The following is a 17,968-nucleotide window of genomic DNA, read 5'->3' as shown; positions in this document are numbered from 1 at the left end:
GCCCACCGATTGGCATCGAATACTACCGGGAGACGACTGTCTCTTTTCATCGTAGTATGGCGTACCTTTGGATCACTCTGGCGTAACCAAAGTCACTCCCACTCGATCGTGCCCGGCGGCTTCGACGTATAGTCGTAAACCACGCGGTTGATGCCCTTGACCTCGTTGATGATCCGCGTCGCGACGCGGCTGAGGAAGGCGGCATCGAAAGGATAGATGTCGGCGGTCATGCCGTCGGTGGACGTCACCGCGCGCAGGCCGCAGACGCTGTCGTAGGTGCGCCCGTCGCCCATCACGCCGACGGTCTTGACCGGCAGCAGCACCGCGAAGGCCTGCCAGATCGCATCGTAGAGACCGGCATTGCGGATTTCCTCGAGGTAGATCGCGTCGGCCTTGCGCAGGATGTCGCAGCGCTCGCGCGACACTTCGCCGGGGATGCGGATGGCAAGGCCCGGCCCCGGGAACGGATGGCGGCCGACGAAGATGTCGGGCAGGCCCAGCTCGCGGCCCAGCTCGCGCACTTCGTCCTTGAACAGCTCGCGCAGCGGCTCGACCAGCTTCATGTCCATGCGCTCGGGCAGGCCGCCGACGTTGTGGTGGCTCTTGATCGTCACCGAGGGACCGCCGGTGAAGGAGACCGATTCGATCACGTCGGGATAGAGCGTGCCCTGCGCGAGGAACTCGGCGCCGCCGATCTTCTTCGCCTCGTCCTCGAAGACGTCGATGAAGGTCTTGCCGATGAACTTGCGCTTCTTCTCGGGGTCGGTAACGCCCTCGAGCCCGTTGAGGAACAGCGTCGAGGCATCGACGTGGACCAGCGGGATATTGTAGTGGCCGCGGAACAGCGAGACGACCTGGTCCGCCTCACCCATGCGCATCAGCCCGTGGTCGACAAAGACGCAGGTGAGCTGGTCGCCGATCGCCTCGTGGATCAGCACGGCGGCCACCGCCGAATCGACGCCGCCCGAAAGGCCGCAGATCACGCGCTTGTCGCCCACCTGCTCGCGGATCTCGGCGATCTTGGTCTTGCGGAACTCGGCCATGGTCCAGTCGCCGGCAAGACCGCAGACGTGGCGCACGAAGTTCTTGAGCAACTTGCCGCCGTCGGGCGTGTGCACCACCTCGGGGTGGAACTGCATCGCGTAGATGCGCTTCTCGTCGTTGGCGATCACCGCGAAAGGCGCGCCGGGGCTGGAGGCGACCGGACGAAAACCGGGAGCGAGCCTGGTCACCTTGTCGCCGTGGCTCATCCAGACCTGATGCTTCTCGCCCACGTTCCACAGGCCGTCGAACAAGGCGCAGCCGTCCGCGATCTCAATGAAGGCACGTCCGAACTCGCCCGCATCGCCGAGCAGGACCTCGCCGCCCATCTGGTGCATCAGCGACTGCTGGCCATAACAGATGCCGAGCATGGGCAAGCCGCTGTCGAGAATGACCTCGGGAATGCGCGGGCCGTTGTCGTCCAGTACCGACGCAGGCGAGCCGGAGAGAATCACGCCGGCCGGCTTCATGCGCTCGAACGCTTCTTCGGCGGCGTTGAACGGGGCGATTTCGGAATAGACGCCCGCCTCGCGAACGCGGCGCGCGATCAACTGGGTTACCTGGCTGCCGAAATCGACGATCAATATGGATTCAGAAGTCTGGATGCTCATGGCAGGCCCCTAATAGCGTGTGCGCCGGGTGTCCAGATAGCTGGACCCGCCCGCGGCACCGATGCAACCGTCGCAAGTAGCGATTGCGAAAAATGCAAGCAATATTGTTACTTTTGAATTTGTGATAATTACGCAAATACCTATTTCGCCTCCGCCGCCCGAGCGAAGAGATTCGCGAGGGGTGAGACAAAACAAAACAATGTTTGCAGGAGTTATCCCATGACCTTCGTCGAACGCACGTTCGGCCTGGCCGCTGCGCTTGGCGCCAGCGCGCTGGCATTCGCGCTCACGCTCGCCTGATCGGCAGCCGAAGCGCCGCGCTGCATAATGGTAGCGCGCGAAACGAGAGGGCGGCCCGCAAGGCCGCCCTTTTGCTTTTCCCGGCCACAGGTAACGGGTTCGACGAGAGACCTTCATTTTCCCTCTTGCAAAAATACTAACCTAGGTTATATTAATCAAGGTAAGGGATGATTCGCCCCTGTCTGGAATTGGAGATCGAACTATGACCCTCGTTGAAAAGTCGGTCGGTTTCGCTGCGGCCCTTGGCGCTTTCGCCATGGCGTTCGCCATCACCCTGGTCTGAAGAAGCACCCCCGGGGGGGAAACCGAGCACAAGCAAGAAGGGTGGCCCGCAGGGCCGCCCTTTCCGTTTGCGCAAGGCTCTAGACAATTGGGCAAATTCCAGCATGCACGGTCGAAAATCGATTTCCGGAAGCAGGATAAACAGGCCGCGAAGCATAAAGATGAATCGACTTTCACCTTCCTGATGCGATAACAACGGACGCATGGCGGACGTCCTTCAGGAAGATATTCTATACAACCTGAGACAATTTATTGCCCGGCGTAATTTTATTACCCTTGTGTTTTTTCACGTGACACATATCGTGCGCCGCGGATGCACCATCGAGCTTACGCGTTACGCTCAGGGATGCACTCCTGGGGGGAATATACAAGATTCACGAGGTGACCTTCCCGAAGGTTGTCCTGCAGAGATGCAGGAACGACTTTCGGGAACGCGGAGCGGGCATGTGAGAAAGTCCCTTTTTCCCATGCCCGCTCCGCCATGTTTTTGACGCACTCCGGATGACGCCAAGGCCCAATCGGCCCAGCCGCTTCAGCCGGCCAGCGCCTTCACCAGATCATAGAGATAGTCGCGCGCGGTATAGAGCGCCCGCGCCTCGACGCGTTCGTTAAGGCCGTGCGTGCCGTTGCCATCGGGGTCGGTCCAGACGCTGGGCACGCCGTAGACGGGAATCCCGACCGCGCCGATATAGACGCCGTCGGTCGCCCCGGTGGACATGGAGGGGATCACCGGCACGCCGGGGAAATACTTCGCCCCGAGCTTCTCCACCGGACCGGTGATTCTGGGGTCGAGCGGCGGCGGGGAAGCGATTGGCTTGTCCTTCACGCGCGGCGCGATGGTAATGCGCGGATCATCGATGGCGCTGGCCAACGCCGCCTGCGTTTCCTCGGCGGTGCGGCCCGGGAACATGCGGCAATTGACGTTCGCCTCGGCATGCTGCGGCAAGGCGTTGAGCGCGTGGCCGGCATCGACCAGCGTGGCGACGCAGGTCGTGCGCAGCATCGAATGCAGCATCTTGTCCTTGTCGACGATCGCCAGCGCAGCCTTGTCGTCCGGATTGGCCACGAGCGCCTGCATCGCCGCGCCCGTCTCACCCCCGCGCATCTTGCCCGCCTTCGTGAAAAAGGCTCGGGTGGTGTCGGTGAACTGGACCGGGAAATCGTAGGCGCCGATCTTCAGCAGCGCCGCCGAGAGTTCGTAGATCGCATTGTCCGGCACCGGCTGCGAGCTGTGCCCGCCGGGGTTGGTCGCGGTCAGGGTGAAGTCCTGATAGGCCTTTTCGCCCACCTGCAGTGTCTGGACGAGCAAGTGTCCCATGCCGTCGGTCCTGCCGCCGCCGCCTTCGTTGAGCGCGAATTCGGCATCGATCAGGTCGCGCTTGTTCTGCGCCAGCCACTCGGCCCCGTTGAACGCGCCGCTGGTTTCCTCGCCGCAGGTCAGCGCCAGCTTGATCGTGCGCTTGGGCTTGTATCCGGCCTTGGCGAAGCGGACCAGCGTATCGGTCCAGATCGAGGCCATCGCCTTGTCGTCCACCGCGCCGCGGGCGTAGTAGTACCCGTCCTCTTCCACCAGCGTGAAGGGATCGCGCTCCCAGTCCGAACGCTTGGCCTCGACCACGTCGATATGCGCCAGCAGCAGCATCGGCTTCGCGCTCGCATCGCTGCCGGGATAGATCGCAACGAGCCCGCCGTCCTTGGGATGCTCGGGCGTCGCGAAGGGAATGATCTGATCATCGCGCATTCCCGCCGCCTTGAGCCGCGCCGCCATCTTCGCCGCCGCATCGGTGCAGCTTCCGCTGGACACGGTCGTATTGGTCTCGATCAGTTCCTTGTAGAGGCCGAAGAACGCCTGCTGGTCCGCCCGCAGTTTCGGCATCGGCGCGCTGGGAGCTGCCTGCGCCATTCCGGCCAGGACCAGTGCCCCCGAAGCCAATCCGATCAAACTCTTGTGCATGCCCGTCTCCATGAATTTAGCGACCCTGAAACCGCTGCGGATTGAAGCACATCGGCTGGCGAAGGCAACTGCCGATTGCCGTTGGCGGGACACAACGGCCTCCTCTGTGGAAAAGCCCCTCCCCGATGCCGGTTTTGCTTGGGTTTGGCGGGCGCAAACCCTATATGCTGGGCATGGCTACAAATCCCGAAAACGGCAAGAACCAGAACACCTACGGCGCAGATTCGATCAAGGTCCTCAAGGGACTCGACGCCGTGCGCAAACGCCCCGGCATGTATATCGGCGATACCGATGACGGTTCGGGCCTGCACCACATGGTCTTCGAGGTTTCGGACAACGCCATCGACGAGGCGCTCGCAGGCCATTGCGACCTCGTGCTGATCGAACTCAACCCCGACGGTTCCGTCTCGGTGGAAGACAACGGCCGCGGTATCCCGGTCGACATGCACAAGGAAGAAGGCGTCTCGGCGGCCGAGGTCATCATGACCCAGCTCCACGCGGGCGGCAAGTTCGAGAACACCAGCGACGACAATGCCTACAAGGTCTCGGGCGGCCTGCACGGCGTGGGCGTCTCGGTGGTCAACGCGCTTTCCGAATGGCTCGAACTCGTCATCTGGCGCGAGGGCAAGGAACACTGGATGCGCTTCGAGCACGGTGATGCCGTAGCGCCGCTGATCGTGAAGGGCGATGCTCCCAGGGTGGAGCAGAACCCCGACGACAACGGCTTCAAGAAAGGCACCCGCGTCACCTTCCAGGCCAGCCACGAGACGTTCAAGAACGTCACCGAATTCGATTTCGACAAGCTGGAGCACCGCTACCGCGAACTCGCGTTCCTCAATTCGGGCGTGCGCATCCTGCTGCGCGACAAGCGGCATGAAGAAGTGGCCGAGCACGATCTCTACTACGAAGGCGGCATCGCGGCCTTCGTGCAGTTCCTCGACCGCAACAAGCAGGCGCTGATGCAAGAGCCGATCGCGATCTCGGCCGAGAAGGACGGCATCGGCATCGACGTCGCGCTCGAATGGAACGATTCGTACTACGAAAACGTCCTGTGCTTCACCAACAACATCCCGCAGCGCGACGGTGGCACCCACCTCGCCGCCTTCCGCGCCGCGCTGACCCGCACGCTCAACGGCTATGCCGAGCGTTCGGGGCTGCTCAAGAAGGAAAAGGTCTCGCTTTCGGGCGACGACATGCGCGAGGGGCTTACCGCGATCGTCTCGGTCAAGCTGCCGGACCCCAAGTTCTCCAGCCAGACCAAGGACAAGCTGGTCAGCTCCGAAGTGCGCCAGCCGCTCGAATCGCTGATGAGCGACAAGATGACCGACTGGCTGGAAGAGAACCCGGCCATCGCCAAGACCATCATCCAGAAGGTGATCGACGCCGCCGCCGCGCGCGAGGCCGCCAAGCGCGCCCGCGAACTGACCCGCCGCAAGGGCGTGATGGACATCGCCAGCCTGCCCGGCAAGCTGGCCGACTGCCAGGAACGCGATCCCAGCAAGTGCGAACTCTTCCTGGTCGAGGGTGATTCGGCAGGCGGTTCGGCCAAGCAGGGGCGCGACCGGCACTATCAGGCGATCCTGCCGCTCAAGGGCAAGATCCTCAACGTCGAGCGCGCGCGTTTCGACCGCATCATTTCCTCGAAGGAAGTCGGCACGCTGATCCAGGCCATGGGCACGGGCATCCGCGACGACTTCAACCTGGAAAAGCTGCGCTACCACAAGATCGTCATCATGACCGACGCCGACGTCGACGGCGCGCACATCCGCACCCTGCTGCTGACGTTCTTCCACCGCCAGATGCCGGACATCATTCGCGCCGGGCACTTGTTCATCGCCCAGCCGCCGCTGTTCAAGGTCGCCAAGGGCCGCAGCGAGGTCTACCTCAAGGACCAGGCCGCGCTGGACCGCTATCTGGTCGAAGCGGGCCTGAACGGGCGCGTGCTTGAAACCGTCGGCGGCGCGCGCAGCGGTCCCGATCTGGAATCGCTGGTCGAACACGCGATCCGCATGCGCAACCTCATGGCCTTCGTCCCGCGCCGCTTCGATCCGACCATCATCGAGGCGCTGGCGCTGGCCGGCGCGCTGGAACCGGACCTGTCCGTCGAAGCCCGCAGCGCCGCGCTCGACAGGACCGCGCAATGGCTCGACCGCGCCGACAGCGAAGCCAAGTGGACCGCCCGCCTGACCGAGGACGGCAATATCGAGGTCGAGCGGCTGTGGCGCGGCGTCACCGATCACCACAAGATCGAGGCCACTTTCCTCACCAGCGCCGAGGCACGCAAGCTGGCCCGTCTCGCGGCCGAGCACGCCGACGTCTATCAGGGCATTGCCCGGCTCGTGCGCGCCGGCTCCGCAACCGAAGGCGAAGCCTCGGATACCGTCGAGGACGAAGCCGAAGCGCAGCGCCCCACCGCCGATGCCGATTCGATCACCCGGCCGAGCCAGTTGCTCGAAAAGGTGCTGGCGGCAGGCCGCAAGGGCCTTTCGATCCAGCGCTACAAGGGCCTCGGCGAAATGAACGCCGAACAGCTCTGGGAAACCACGCTGGACCCGGAAAACCGCGCGCTGCTCCAGGTCAAGGTGGAGGACGCCGACGTGACCGACGAGATCTTCACCCGCCTGATGGGCGACATCGTCGAACCGCGCCGCGATTTCATCCAGGAAAACGCGCTCAACGTGGCCAATCTCGACGTTTGACGCCGTACGCCCCCGGGACCGGCCGATGAAACGCCGCCGCTTCCTGCCAGCCCTGCTGCTGGCGGCAGCGCCGGCGGCGGCCAGTGCGCAGACGCAGCCTTCCATGCCGCCAGCGATCGAGCTGGCTGCGGAGGCGCTCAACAAGGGCAACTGCCAGGGCGTCGTCGAACATCTCGAACCGGCTTTCGCGACGCCCGCCTTCACCGCACTCGCGCCGAGACAGCAGGGCGCGTCCTATTTCATGTTCGGCTATTGCAAGGCCTCGCTGCGCGACAACGCGGGGGCGCTCGCGGTCGTCGACAAGGGGCTCGACACAGCTCCCGATTTCGCGCCCTTGTGGAACCTGCGCCTGGGCATCGCTCTCGATCTCGGCCGCAGCGAAGAGGCGCTTATCACGCTTGAGCGCATGCTCCGCACGGCACCGGCCGCGTCCTCTGCCATCGACCTGCGCTGGCTCGGGATCCTGAACCGGCGGCTGAAGGCCGAGGACGCCCTGCACACGCGCCTGCTCGATGCGGTAACGGCCCCCGACTTCCACCCCGCGCTGGGCGATTTCGCGGTCGACTGGTACCGCGAGAGCTACGCCGCCCGACTCGCCGGCGAGGGTCGGATGCAGGAAGCCGCACGGCAGGTCGACGGCATCACCTCGACCGATGTCCTGCGCAAGATCAGCGTCGATCCGAAGCTGTGGGCCATGTTGCCCCTGAACTACGACTGGGCGCGCGCCTCGGAACGCTACGTCAGCGCACTCAGCCGCCAGCTCAGCGTCGCCAGGCTCCGCGACGTCGACCGGCTGCGCCTGACCACCTACCTTGCGACCGAACTGATGCACATGGGCCGGCCGCAACAGGCGATCGACATGCTCGTCAACAGCGCCCCGCCGCGGGTAGACTCGGAAGAACCCAAGGCACCCGTGCTCGCCGGCGAAAACTGGTGGTGGGACGCGCTGGGTCGGGCCTATGCGCTGGCAGGACGCTACGACGATGCGGTAGCGGCCTTCCGCGAGGGGGTAGCGAGCGGCGACATCAACCACGACCGCGTAAGCCAGCGCGTCAACCTCGCCCATTTCCAGGTGCGCTTCGGCCATGGCAAGGATGCGCTCCGCACGCTCGCCGAACTCGACGAGGGCAGTCTCCACGCCTCCCCTTACGGGATCATGGAATACCGTCTGGCGCGCGGGTGCGCCGCCGCCCAGCTCGGAAAGACGAAGCAGGCCGAGGCGGACCTTGCCTACATGCGCGCGCATGTAGGCGACCACCCCGAAGCCTACAACGACCTGCTGATGTGCATGAACCGGACCGACGAGGCCGCGGCCGAGATGATTCGGCGGCTCGACAATCCCGAGCAGCGCGCCGACGCGCTGCTGCAGCTCAGCGACTACGCGCCGCTGCCGGAGGGCGTGCCGCCGACGCCTTACGCCGAAACGCTGAACATCCTGCGCGGGCGAGAGGATATGAAGGCGGCGATCGAAAACGCCGGCGGCATCCGCGCGTTTCCGATACTGCCGCCCAGTCTTTGAGCAGGGACGCCCCGGTCAGGGCCGCATCACCCAGCCGCCATCGATATGGATGGTCTGGCCGGTGATCCACTGCCCGGCTTCCGAGCACAGCAGCAGCAGCGTTCCAACCAGTTCGTCCGGCTCGCCGCGTGGACGGGTGGCGCAGGTGGCCTGCAGGAACTGGATGAAGGGCGAATCGTCGGGCACCAGCAGCTTGCCCGCATCGGACGTGACATTGCCCGGTGCGATGGCGTTGCAGGTGATGTTTTCCTTGCCGAACTGCTTGGCCAGCACCGTCGTCAGCCCCACCAGCGCCAGCTTGGAAATGCCGTAGAGGCCGGTGGCCGGGAAGGCGCCGCCGCTGGTCTGGTTGATGATCCGCCCGCCGCCGCGCTCGCGCATCGAGGGGATCACCGCGCGCGCGCAGAGCAGCGCGCCGTTGAGATTGACCGAGAACGCCTTGTTCCAGGCATCGAGGCTGATCGTCTCGCAATTGTCGTAGCTGATGTCGACCATCAGCGCGGCATTGTTGACGAGGATGTCGACACCGCCGAAGGCCTCCTTCGCCGCCGCACCCATGGCCAGCGTCGAGGCCTCGTCGGATACGTCGACCTGCACGGCCACGGCCTTGCCGCCTGCCGCGATGATCTCGTCGGCAACCGCCTGGGCGCCCCCGGCGTTGAGATCGGCGACGACGACCGAAGCCCCGGCGTTCGCCAGCCCCATCGCATAGGCGCGGCCGATCGAATTGCCGCGCCCGCCCGCGCCGGTGACGACCGCTACCTTGCCGTCGAGGCGGAACTGATCGAGTGTGAATGTCATTGTGGGCTCTCCCTCAACCGGCGGTGATGCCGGCGTCTATGTCTATGCAGGCGCCGTGGAAACCGCGCCCCGCCGGCGAGGCCAGCATCAGGATCATGTCCGCCACGTCGTCCACCTCCACGGTGCCGCGCATGCCGGAGTAGCGCTTGAGCAGCTCGAAATCGCAGCCCTCGGGCGGGACGAAGTTGGCGGCGATATTGGTGATCATGCCGCCTGGCGCCACCGCGTTGATGCGGATCGGCGCCTTCTGGAATTCCATCGCCATGGCCTTGGTCATGCCCAGAATGCCCCACTTGCTGGCGCAATAGGCAGCGGCATAGGCCTCACCGATATGCGCGGCGGACGAGGCGACGTTGACGATCGCGCCATCGTTCCTGAGCAGGTGCGGGATCGCCGCCTGCGAGAGGTGGAACGGCGCGGACAGATTGACGTCGATGGTGCGCTGGTACTGGCCGAGCGGCATCTGCGGCGTGTTGGCAAGATAGATCAGCCCGGCAACGTTGCACAGCGCATCGAGCCGCCCGAAGCGGGCCGCTGTATCGACCACCACCTTGGTGCAGGCCTCGGGATCGGACAGGTCGACCGTTTCGTGGGCGATGTTGCGGCCGCTGTCGGCCAGCATCGCCACCGTCTCCTCAAGACCTTCGGCATTCACGTCGAGGATGCAGAGATCGGCCCCCGCCTTGGCAAACTTGAGCGCGGTGGCACGCCCGAGGCCCGAGGCAGCGCCGGTGATCAGGGCGACCTTGCCGGTCATATCGGTGTTCATTCGCGTATCCTCACTTGGCGTGCCAGGGCAGGCCCTTGGCCACCTTGTCGATCATTTCCAGGACCACGGCCTGCATGCGCGAGGCCTTGGGCCAGCCGGCGTGGGTGCCGTATTGCAGCACGAATTCCAGCATCTCGTCCGGCTTGCAGTTGCCGCTCGCGATGGCCGCGTGGATGTGGCTGCGGATCGGGATTTCGGCCCCGGATTCGCAGACGCCGACCAGCGTGATCCAGCGGCGCGATGCCTCGTCCAGCGTGCGTCGGCACCACATCTCGCCGAAGACGAAGTTGTTGATGCCTTCCAGATAGGGCGTCCTGGGCGGCCCCGGCGGGAAGGTCATGACCTTGTCGAATTCGGCATGGCCGCGATCGTTGCGCACTTGCGGGTCCCATGGTTCGGGGCAGATCGCGGGAACCTCGGCAGGCGGGAGGTCCAGTTCATCGGCCACGCGCGAGACGGCCCGGTCGAGACGGCCGCCGTTGCCCCAGCCCGAATAGACCGACAGATGCAGCGCGGCCTCGCGCAGCTCCGCCAGCGTCAGTTCCTCGTTGACCAGAGCGCCGCGTACGAAGTCGTCGATCTGGCTGTCTTCCAGGTTGCAGGTCGCTGCCGTCGCCATGGCGACGAGGTAGCGCGCGCGGCGTGGCAGGCCGGGACGAGTCCAGACCTCGGCCCAGATGAAATCGCGCCACGATTCCTCCAGCAACGTCGCGGGCTGTTTCGCCGCGCGCCCGGTCGATTCGGCTTCGGTGGCAAGGCCCGTGGCAATGCGGTCCTTGGGGTCGAGCATGGTCATGGCAGCTTCCCCCTCAGTCCTGCAGGTTGACCCAGACGTTGCGCACCTGCTGGAATTCGCGCAGCCCCTCGATCCCGCCGAGGCGGCCGTGGCCCGAATGCTTCATCCCGCCGAAGGGCACGCAGGGCGTCATCGCCTCGCCCGATCCGTTCACCTGCACCTGCCCGGCCATCATCCGGTTGGCGACGCGGTGCGCGCGGGAGAGGTTGGTGGTGTGGACATAGGCGCCAAGGCCGTAGTCGCTGTCGTTGGCCAGCGCGACGGCTTCCTCCTCGCTGTCGAACGGGGTGACGACCAGCACCGGACCGAACACCTCGTTGCGCGCGATCCTGCTTTCGGGCGAGACATCGGCCAGCAGCGTGATCGGCAGGAAGTAGCCCGAGGCATGATCCCCGCCCAGCCGCTCGCCGCCGCAGACCAGCCGCCCGCCTTCGGACACGCCGCCTGCGACCATGCCCTGGATGCGATCCAGCGCGGCCTCGGAAATGACCGGGCCCATGAAGGTGTCCATGGCCAGCGGATCGCCCACTTTCACATGCCCGGCCATGGCCTGCAGCATCTGCAGGTAGGGTTCGTAGATCGCGCGTTCCACCAGCAGCCGCGTGCCGTTGACGCAGCCCTGTCCGTTGGCGCTCACCGCGCCAGAAAGACCGCGCTTGGCGGCGGCCTGCAGATCGGCATCGGCGAAAACGACCACGGCCGACTTGCCGCCCAGTTCCAGCCCCACGGGCTTGAGCGTTTCCGCTGCGCTGGCGAGGATCTTCTTCGCGGTATTGCCCGACCCGATGAATTCGATCTTGCCGATACCGGGGTGCGAAACCATCGCCGCGCCCACGTCCGGCCCGCCCGTCACAAGATTGACGACGCCCGGCGGGAAGCCCGCGAGACGAATGATCTCCATCAGCTTCATCAGCGTATAGGGCGCGTTCTCCGGCGCCTTGAGCACCACGCAGTTACCCGCGGCCAGCGCCGGAGCCATGACCATGGTCGCAGCGAAGAGCGGGCCGTTCCATGGCACGATAATGCCCACGGTACCGTAGGGTTCGTAGCTCACGTAGTCGTGCGCGGGGCCGCCCCAGGTCTGGACGGTGCGCCCGTCGATCTTGTCCGCCCAGCCGCCGAAATAGCGGAACTTCTGCGCGGCATCGGCGCTCATGTGCGGACCGGCGATGATGATCGAGCCGTTCTCCGCCGTCAGCAGCGGCGTCATTTCCGCCGCCTTCTCCTCGATCAGGGCGGCAAGGCGGAACATGAGATCGCGGCGCTTGTCACCCGGCATCGCGCGCCATGCGGGCTGCGCGGCATTCGCGGCGGCCACGGCGCGGTCGACGTCCCCGGCATTGGCGAGCCTGAACTCGCGCGTCACTTCGCCGGTGGCGGGATAGATGTGGGCGAAAACGTCTCCGCCGCCGCCTGTCTCGGCGGCCGCGCCGATCACCAGCGCGTGCTCCGGCAGCACCGATCGATCCGGATTGGGAAAACCCATAAACGCTCCTGTCCCAAGTGCTTGGCGCTTGCTTGCACCGTTCTTGGCATGGAGGTTATGTGCGCCTATAATCCCGGTCAACGGAGTTGAATTGCCGGATTCCGTCATGAAATCGGCCCTGAAAATCACATTATATGCATAGTATTGACCCATGTCTGCCAACATGACCGTCCCCCGCAAGCGCGGCACCAACCTTGTCGCGGCCACCGCGCAAGTGCTGCGCGAACGCATCTTCGCACAGGCACCCGGCACGCTGATCGGCTCGCTGCACGATCTGGCACGCAGCCTCGAAGTCGGCATCGTCACGCTGCAGCAGGCCGCGCGCGTGCTCGAACACGAAGGCCTGCTGGAAGTGCGGCGCGGTCCGGGCGGCGGCTACTACGGCGCCCGTCCCGACGATGCCGCGCTCGAACGCGCGCTCGATGCCTATTTCCGGGTTCATCCGACGACCTACGAGGAAGCGCTGGACATGACCTCGCTCCTCTTCAACGAACTGGTCGCGGCGGCCGCCGGCTGCACCGACGCGGATCTGCGGGCGCAGTTGCAGGCGCTTCAACAGCGGCTGGAAGCCTACGATTCAGACGCCGCGCTGGGCACGTTCGAGATCGAGTTCCAGGAACTGCTGTTCCAGATGGTCCGCCGCCCGCTGTTCGAGATGCTCACCCGCGTCACGCTGCACTATGCCGCCTCCTACCCCAGCCCAACGGTCCACGCGCTCGCCCACGACATCGAAAGCTGGAAGGCCGGGCGGCACCGGATCATGGCCGCGATCCTCGCCAACGACGGCGCGCTGGCGCGGTTCGAGGCCGATCGCAGCAACCGTGCCGCGATCGTGCGGCACCTTCACGCCGCGCAATGACACGCCATCCCATTTGCAGTTCGCACAAGCCGGCAGCGGTGGCAGGATGGCCTCCATGATTCGCCGCTTCGGTTCCTCCCCCAGCGCCGCCGACTTCGAGGCGCTTGCCCACGCCGCCTTCGCGCGCATTCCGGCGCCCTTCGCGGACCATCTCGACGGCATCGTGGTGCGCGTCGAGGAATTCGCCGATGCCGAAACGCTTGCCGCCGTGGGCCTGAGCGATCCCTTCGAGCTGACCGGGCTCTACCACGGCCGCCCGATGGACAAGGGGTCGGTCTGGGTCGCGGGCGAACTGCCGCCGCGCATCACGCTCTACCGCCAGCCGCTGCTGGCCGAGTGGTGCGAAACCGAGGTCATGCTGGAAGACCTCGTGACCCATGTCGTGATCCATGAAGTCGGTCACCATTTCGGGCTCAGCGACGCAGCGATGCATGCGCTGGAAGACGGCGCACCATAGAAACAGCAACGGCCCGTGCGCAATTTGGTCGCTGGAGCGTCATGATCCGATGCGATAGAGCCGCCCCATGAATTTCAAGACCCTGACTCGCTCCGCCCCCCTCGTTGCCGTCTCCCTGCTTGCCGCCTGCGCCGCGCCGCAAGGCATGCGCAGTGCCTCCGCCCCGGCGGTGCATCCTGTCGAGGTCGGCATCATCGCCCTCAACGATTTCCACGGCGCGCTCGAACCGCCCAAGGCCGCCGTCGCCGCGCCCGACGGCAAGGGCGGCACGATCCCGGTTCCCTCGGGCGGCGCGGCCTGGCTGGCCTCGGCGGTCGACACGATCAAGGCCAAGCATCGCAACCACGTGGTGGTGGCCGCCGGCGACCTCACCAGCGCCTCGCAGCTTGCCTCCTCGCTCCACCTCGACGAGCCGGCGGTCGGCGTGATGAACCGCATCGGGCTGGACTTCAACGCGGTGGGCAACCACGAATTCGACCGCGGCTGGAAGGAACTGCAGCGCCTGCAGAACGGCGGGTGCGAGAAGAACACGCGCCTGCAGCCCTGCCAGCTCGAACAGTTCCAGGGCGCCAGGTACAAGTACCTTTCGGCCAGCACCTACAAGGCGGACGGTGGCACGCTGTTCCCGGCAACCGGCCTCAAGAGTTTCGGCAGCGGCGCGAGCAAGGTGACGGTCGGCTTCATCGGCCTGTCGCTCAGGGACGTGCCGACGCTGGTCTCGCCCGACGAAGTGAAGGGCCTGACGTTCGGCGACGAGGCCGAGGCGATCAACCGCGAGGTTCCCCGTCTCAAGGCCGAGGGCGCGGATGCGGTCGTCGTGCTGATCCATCAGGGCGGCATAACCAGGCCGGGCGATCCGAACGGCTGCGACGACCTCGTTGGCGGCATCAAGCCGATCCTCGACAAGCTCAAGCCCGGCGTCGACCTCGTGGTCTCGGGCCATACGCACTGGCAATACGTATGCCATTATGGCCGGAGCGACGCCGATACGCCGATCCTGCTCACGAGCGCCGGTGTCTACGGCAAGCTGGTGACCGACATCACGCTGACCATCGACCCGGCGCGGCACCGCGTGATCGCCAAGAAGGCGCACAACGTGATCGTGCAGTCGGTCGGCTATTCGAGCGGTCGCGGCGACGTGCCCAACACAAAGCTCTATCCGCAGTTCTCGCCGCGCAAGGACGTGAGCAAGTATGTCGCCGCCTATGTCCACGATGCAAAGGACCTGATCGCTCGCCCGGTCGGCAAGCTGGCGGGCCCCGCCGCCAAGCCTTCGAGCGAAAGCAACATGGGCGGCGCGCTGGGTAACCTTATCGCCGATTCGCAGCTCGCCGCCAGCCGCAAGGCCGGCGCGCAGATCGCCTTCACCAATCCCTTCGGCATCCGCGCCCCGCTCGATCCCGCGCCCGACGGCACCGTGACCTTCGGCCAGATCTACGCGGTCCAGCCGTTCAACAACGACCTGGTGACGATGACGCTGACCGGCTCGCAGCTCTACGCGGTGATCGAGGAGGGGCTGGACGACGACGGTGCGCGGCAGGCGCTGTCTCCCTCGGCAGGGCTCATGTTCGCCTTCGACCTGCATCGCCCCGCGGGCAGCCGGCTCGTCTCGCTGACGCTGAACGGCGAGCCGGTCGACCCCGCCGCGACCTACCGCGTGACCGTGGTCAACTTCCTCGCCGAGGGTGGCGACGGCTTTTCCACCTTCAAAGAGGGCACCGACCGGGTGCGCGGGATGATCGACAACGAGGCCCTGCAGCAGTGGATCGCCGCCGTGCCGGTACGCGAGGTCCCGCAGGACGAACGCACCGTGCAGGTGGGCGACTAGGAGCCTTCCCGCAGGAAGGCGACGAACCGGCCCGTCAATCTGCCGGCTTCCTCGCCTCCGCAGGTGAGTATCGATCGAACCTCGATGCGGGCACGCCCGCGCCGCTGAAGCGGCTTCAGGAATCCGGCCCAGTCGGCCTCGTCGGCGAAGGAGGATGTCGCTGCAAAGGTCCCGGTGATGGGCTTGTCATAGTCCATCCGGTTGGACTGGATGACCACTTCGCACGACAGGCCCGCATCGCGCAGGCGCAGATGTACGACGGCCCATGCCGCCAGTATCGCGAGCGCCGAGGCGCTGCCGCCGAACACGGTGCTCTTGTGATTGATGTTCGGCGCCAGCGGCGCGGACAGGACCACGGATTGCGTCGTGGCGGAAACCGCCGTCGCTTCCATCGCCGCCGACAGGGGAATCTGGCGGTGGAGGTATTCGGTCAGCTGATCGGGGCTCATTGCCGCTGCGCCATCAGAAGCCGGCTCCGTCCGGCCAGTCGGGCGATGCCAGCCCCATCACCTTGAACAGAGTCCCCATCTGCTCCTCCGCTATCAGGCGGTCCTTGCCGGCCTGAATCGCCGCGGCATGCTGCGGTGCGGACGCGGCCAGTTTCCCGGCACGCTCCTCTATGCCCAGTCCGCGCAGGAAGTCCCGCTGCGTGACCGTACCGAGATGCCGTGCGCCGCAAGGCAGCGCGGCATCGGCCATGGCCGCGAAATCGACATGGCAGGTGAGATCCGCCTCGCCGGGAAGTTCGAAGGGATCGACCTTGGCATGCGCCTTGAGCGCCTGCAGCGTGGAGCCGGTGCGGCTGCGGTCATGGCCGTAGTCGATGAACAGCGCCGCCCCGCCCTGATCGACGAGGCGCGCGGCGATCTCGCTCACGGCGGTCGACGCACCCGGGCACGTCTCGATCAGCGTACCGTCCTCGGCCTTGCGCATGGCCTCGGGTACCGCCGCATCCATCGGCTTGTCGCCGGCAACGGGGAGGAAGCGGCCATCCCGGTAATCGACCATGCGCTCGCGCCAGCCTTGCGGCGTCTTCACCAGCTGGCGTACCGGCAGCGCGTCGAGGAACTCGTTGGCGACCACCAGCAGCGGGCCGTCCTCCGGCAGGCTGGCAAGATCGTGATGCCAGTGCGCCTGCGGCACCCCGGCGAGCTGGATGTCCCGGAGCGCGGCCGATCCTTCAACGAAGTGCACTTGCGGCTCCAGCCCGAAACGCTTCATGACGCGGAGCGCATCGCGCGCCAGCGTGCCGCGACCGGGGCCGAGTTCGACGTAGTGCGCACGCTCGTCCCGCCCGGCGCGAATCCAGATGTCGGCCAGCCACAGGCCGACCAGCTCGCCGAACATCTGGCTGATTTCCGGCGCGGTGATGAAATCGCCCGCGCTGCCGAGCGGGTCCTTGTCCGCATAGTACCGGGCGTTCGATTCGCCCATGTAATGCAGCAGGGTGATCGGGCCGTAACTAGCGATCAACCGCCGGAAAATCGCCGCCAGCGGTTCCGCACCGCCCGCCATCAGGCGGCGGAAGCGGCCGGAGAGCCGCGACCGCTCGCAAGGGCGGGCTTCGCCAGAGCGCGGGCCACGAGCAGCAGGCCGAGCACGATCAGCGGAATCGTCAGCCACTGGCCCATCGACAGGCCGGTTTCGCGGGCGAATGCCTCGAGCTGGGCGTCGGGTTCGCGGAAGAACTCGACGATGAAGCGGGCGCAACCGATGCCGACGGTGAAGACTCCCACCAGCAGGCCGGGGCGGAACCGCGCGCGCGTCTTCCAGAACAGCAGCAGCATAATGACGATCATCACCAGCCCCTCCAGCCCCGCTTCGTAGAGCTGGCTGGGATGGCGCGGCAGCGGCCCGGCATCGGGGAAGACCATTGCCCAGGGCAGGTCGGGATCGGTGACCACGCGGCCCCACAGCTCGCCGTTCACGAAGTTCGCAAGTCGTCCGAACATCATGCCGAAAGGCACGCAGACCGAGATATAGTCCGCCACGCGCAGGAAATTGAGGCCGCCGCGCCAGGAAACCCAGGCAAGCGCGAGCAGCACGCCGATCAGCCCGCCGTGGAAGCTCATGCCGCCGTGCCACAGCTGCAGCAGCTCGACCGGATGCAGCCACATGCTGGGAACGTTCGAGTTGCCGCCGGTATAGAAGGTCGCATAGCCGATCCTGCCGCCCAGGATGATTCCCAGCGTGCAGTAGAAGAACAGGTCGTCGGCATGGCGCTGCGCCAGCGGCGCGCCGGGCGCTTTGATCATGCGGGTGAGGTGCCAGTAGCCGAGCACGATGCCGGCCAGATAGGCCAGCGAATACCAGCGCAGCTCGAAACTGCCGATCCGGAACAGGTAGTTCGTGAGACCCAGCCGCTCCCAGTAAATCGGCTCGTGCACTTGGGCGGCTGCGGCCGCGGCCAGAGTAATCAGAGACAAGTTTCGACCTCGCTGGCTGTATCGTTGGAGCCCGGCGGAGGGCCTGACGGCTCGGTTACCGGCGCCTTCTGGCATAGCCCGCCCGATGATGGTAGCCGCGTTTTCACAGCCTTCCTGCATAATCCATGAACGCGCGCGAG

The 17,968-nt window shown here is 65.7% G+C and carries 14 protein-coding genes; 5 read left to right on the top strand and 9 right to left on the bottom strand.

The window, feature by feature from the left end:
- Positions 1–92: 92 nt before the first annotated feature.
- Both guaA and NZK81_RS07075 read right to left on the bottom strand, forming a co-directional pair.
- Positions 93–1,652 (bottom strand): glutamine-hydrolyzing GMP synthase, encoded by a 1,560-nt coding sequence (gene guaA / locus NZK81_RS07080; RefSeq protein WP_260045290.1) that lies wholly within the window; start codon positions 1,650–1,652, stop codon positions 93–95.
- 1,114 nt (positions 1,653–2,766) lie between these two features.
- Complete coding sequence (locus NZK81_RS07075) at positions 2,767–4,188, bottom strand: M20/M25/M40 family metallo-hydrolase (protein ID WP_260045288.1); 1,422 nt, start codon at positions 4,186–4,188, stop codon at positions 2,767–2,769.
- 173 nt (positions 4,189–4,361) lie between these two features.
- Here NZK81_RS07075 and gyrB point away from each other — a divergent pair, with 173 nt between their 5' ends.
- Positions 4,362–6,887: a DNA topoisomerase (ATP-hydrolyzing) subunit B gene (gene gyrB / locus NZK81_RS07070; protein WP_260045286.1), complete on the top strand. Its 2,526-nt coding sequence runs from the start codon at positions 4,362–4,364 to the stop codon at positions 6,885–6,887.
- A 25-nt stretch (positions 6,888–6,912) separates the two neighbouring features.
- Complete coding sequence (locus tag NZK81_RS07065) at positions 6,913–8,406, top strand: tetratricopeptide repeat protein (protein ID WP_260045284.1); 1,494 nt, start codon at positions 6,913–6,915, stop codon at positions 8,404–8,406.
- A gap of 15 nt (positions 8,407–8,421) precedes the next feature.
- On the opposite strand, the gene NZK81_RS07060 is transcribed toward NZK81_RS07065, so the two are convergent.
- Genes NZK81_RS07060 through NZK81_RS07045 form a run of 4 tightly spaced genes read right to left on the bottom strand, consistent with a single transcriptional unit; the run spans position 8,422 to position 12,258 of the window.
- Positions 8,422–9,207: an SDR family oxidoreductase gene (locus NZK81_RS07060; RefSeq protein WP_260045282.1), complete on the bottom strand. Its 786-nt coding sequence runs from the start codon at positions 9,205–9,207 to the stop codon at positions 8,422–8,424.
- A gap of 13 nt (positions 9,208–9,220) precedes the next feature.
- Positions 9,221–9,976, bottom strand: coding sequence for an SDR family NAD(P)-dependent oxidoreductase (locus NZK81_RS07055; RefSeq protein WP_260045281.1), 756 nt, complete (start codon positions 9,974–9,976; stop codon positions 9,221–9,223).
- Between the two features lie 10 nt (positions 9,977–9,986).
- Positions 9,987–10,772, bottom strand: coding sequence for a carboxymuconolactone decarboxylase family protein (locus NZK81_RS07050; protein ID WP_260045278.1), 786 nt, complete (start codon positions 10,770–10,772; stop codon positions 9,987–9,989).
- 13 nt (positions 10,773–10,785) lie between these two features.
- The gene (locus NZK81_RS07045; RefSeq protein ID WP_260045276.1) at positions 10,786–12,258 is read right to left on the bottom strand and encodes an aldehyde dehydrogenase family protein; all 1,473 of its coding nucleotides are present in this window, start codon (positions 12,256–12,258) and stop codon (positions 10,786–10,788) included.
- A gap of 151 nt (positions 12,259–12,409) precedes the next feature.
- On the opposite strand from NZK81_RS07045, the gene NZK81_RS07040 reads away from it, so the two are divergent.
- From NZK81_RS07040 to NZK81_RS07030, 3 genes are all read left to right on the top strand, one after another.
- Complete coding sequence (locus tag NZK81_RS07040) at positions 12,410–13,117, top strand: FadR/GntR family transcriptional regulator (RefSeq protein WP_260045274.1); 708 nt, start codon at positions 12,410–12,412, stop codon at positions 13,115–13,117.
- Between the two features lie 55 nt (positions 13,118–13,172).
- Positions 13,173–13,574 (top strand): metallopeptidase family protein, encoded by a 402-nt coding sequence (locus NZK81_RS07035; protein ID WP_260045272.1) that lies wholly within the window; start codon positions 13,173–13,175, stop codon positions 13,572–13,574.
- Between the two features lie 67 nt (positions 13,575–13,641).
- Positions 13,642–15,402: a bifunctional metallophosphatase/5'-nucleotidase gene (locus NZK81_RS07030; RefSeq protein ID WP_260045270.1), complete on the top strand. Its 1,761-nt coding sequence runs from the start codon at positions 13,642–13,644 to the stop codon at positions 15,400–15,402.
- On the opposite strand, the gene NZK81_RS07025 is transcribed toward NZK81_RS07030, so the two are convergent.
- Genes NZK81_RS07025 through lgt form a run of 3 tightly spaced genes read right to left on the bottom strand, consistent with a single transcriptional unit; the run spans position 15,399 to position 17,828 of the window.
- Positions 15,399–15,851, bottom strand: coding sequence for a thioesterase domain-containing protein (locus tag NZK81_RS07025; protein ID WP_260045268.1), 453 nt, complete (start codon positions 15,849–15,851; stop codon positions 15,399–15,401). The two genes, NZK81_RS07030 and NZK81_RS07025, sit on opposite strands and share 4 nt — an antisense overlap.
- A 13-nt stretch (positions 15,852–15,864) precedes the next feature.
- The gene (locus NZK81_RS07020) at positions 15,865–16,917 is read right to left on the bottom strand and encodes a class I SAM-dependent methyltransferase (protein ID WP_260045265.1); all 1,053 of its coding nucleotides are present in this window, start codon (positions 16,915–16,917) and stop codon (positions 15,865–15,867) included.
- On the bottom strand, positions 16,917–17,828 hold the full coding sequence (gene lgt, locus NZK81_RS07015; RefSeq protein WP_260045263.1) for a prolipoprotein diacylglyceryl transferase: 912 nt from the start codon (positions 17,826–17,828) through the stop codon (positions 16,917–16,919). Before lgt ends, NZK81_RS07020 begins: the two co-directional genes overlap by 1 nt.
- Between the last annotated feature and the right edge of the window lie 140 nt (positions 17,829–17,968).

The organism is Novosphingobium mangrovisedimenti, assembly GCF_025153475.1.
GTDB lineage: Bacteria > Pseudomonadota > Alphaproteobacteria > Sphingomonadales > Sphingomonadaceae > Novosphingobium > Novosphingobium mangrovi_A.
The sequence above is the reverse complement of the archived record's forward strand: the minus strand, read 5'-3'. Positions and strand labels throughout refer to the sequence as shown.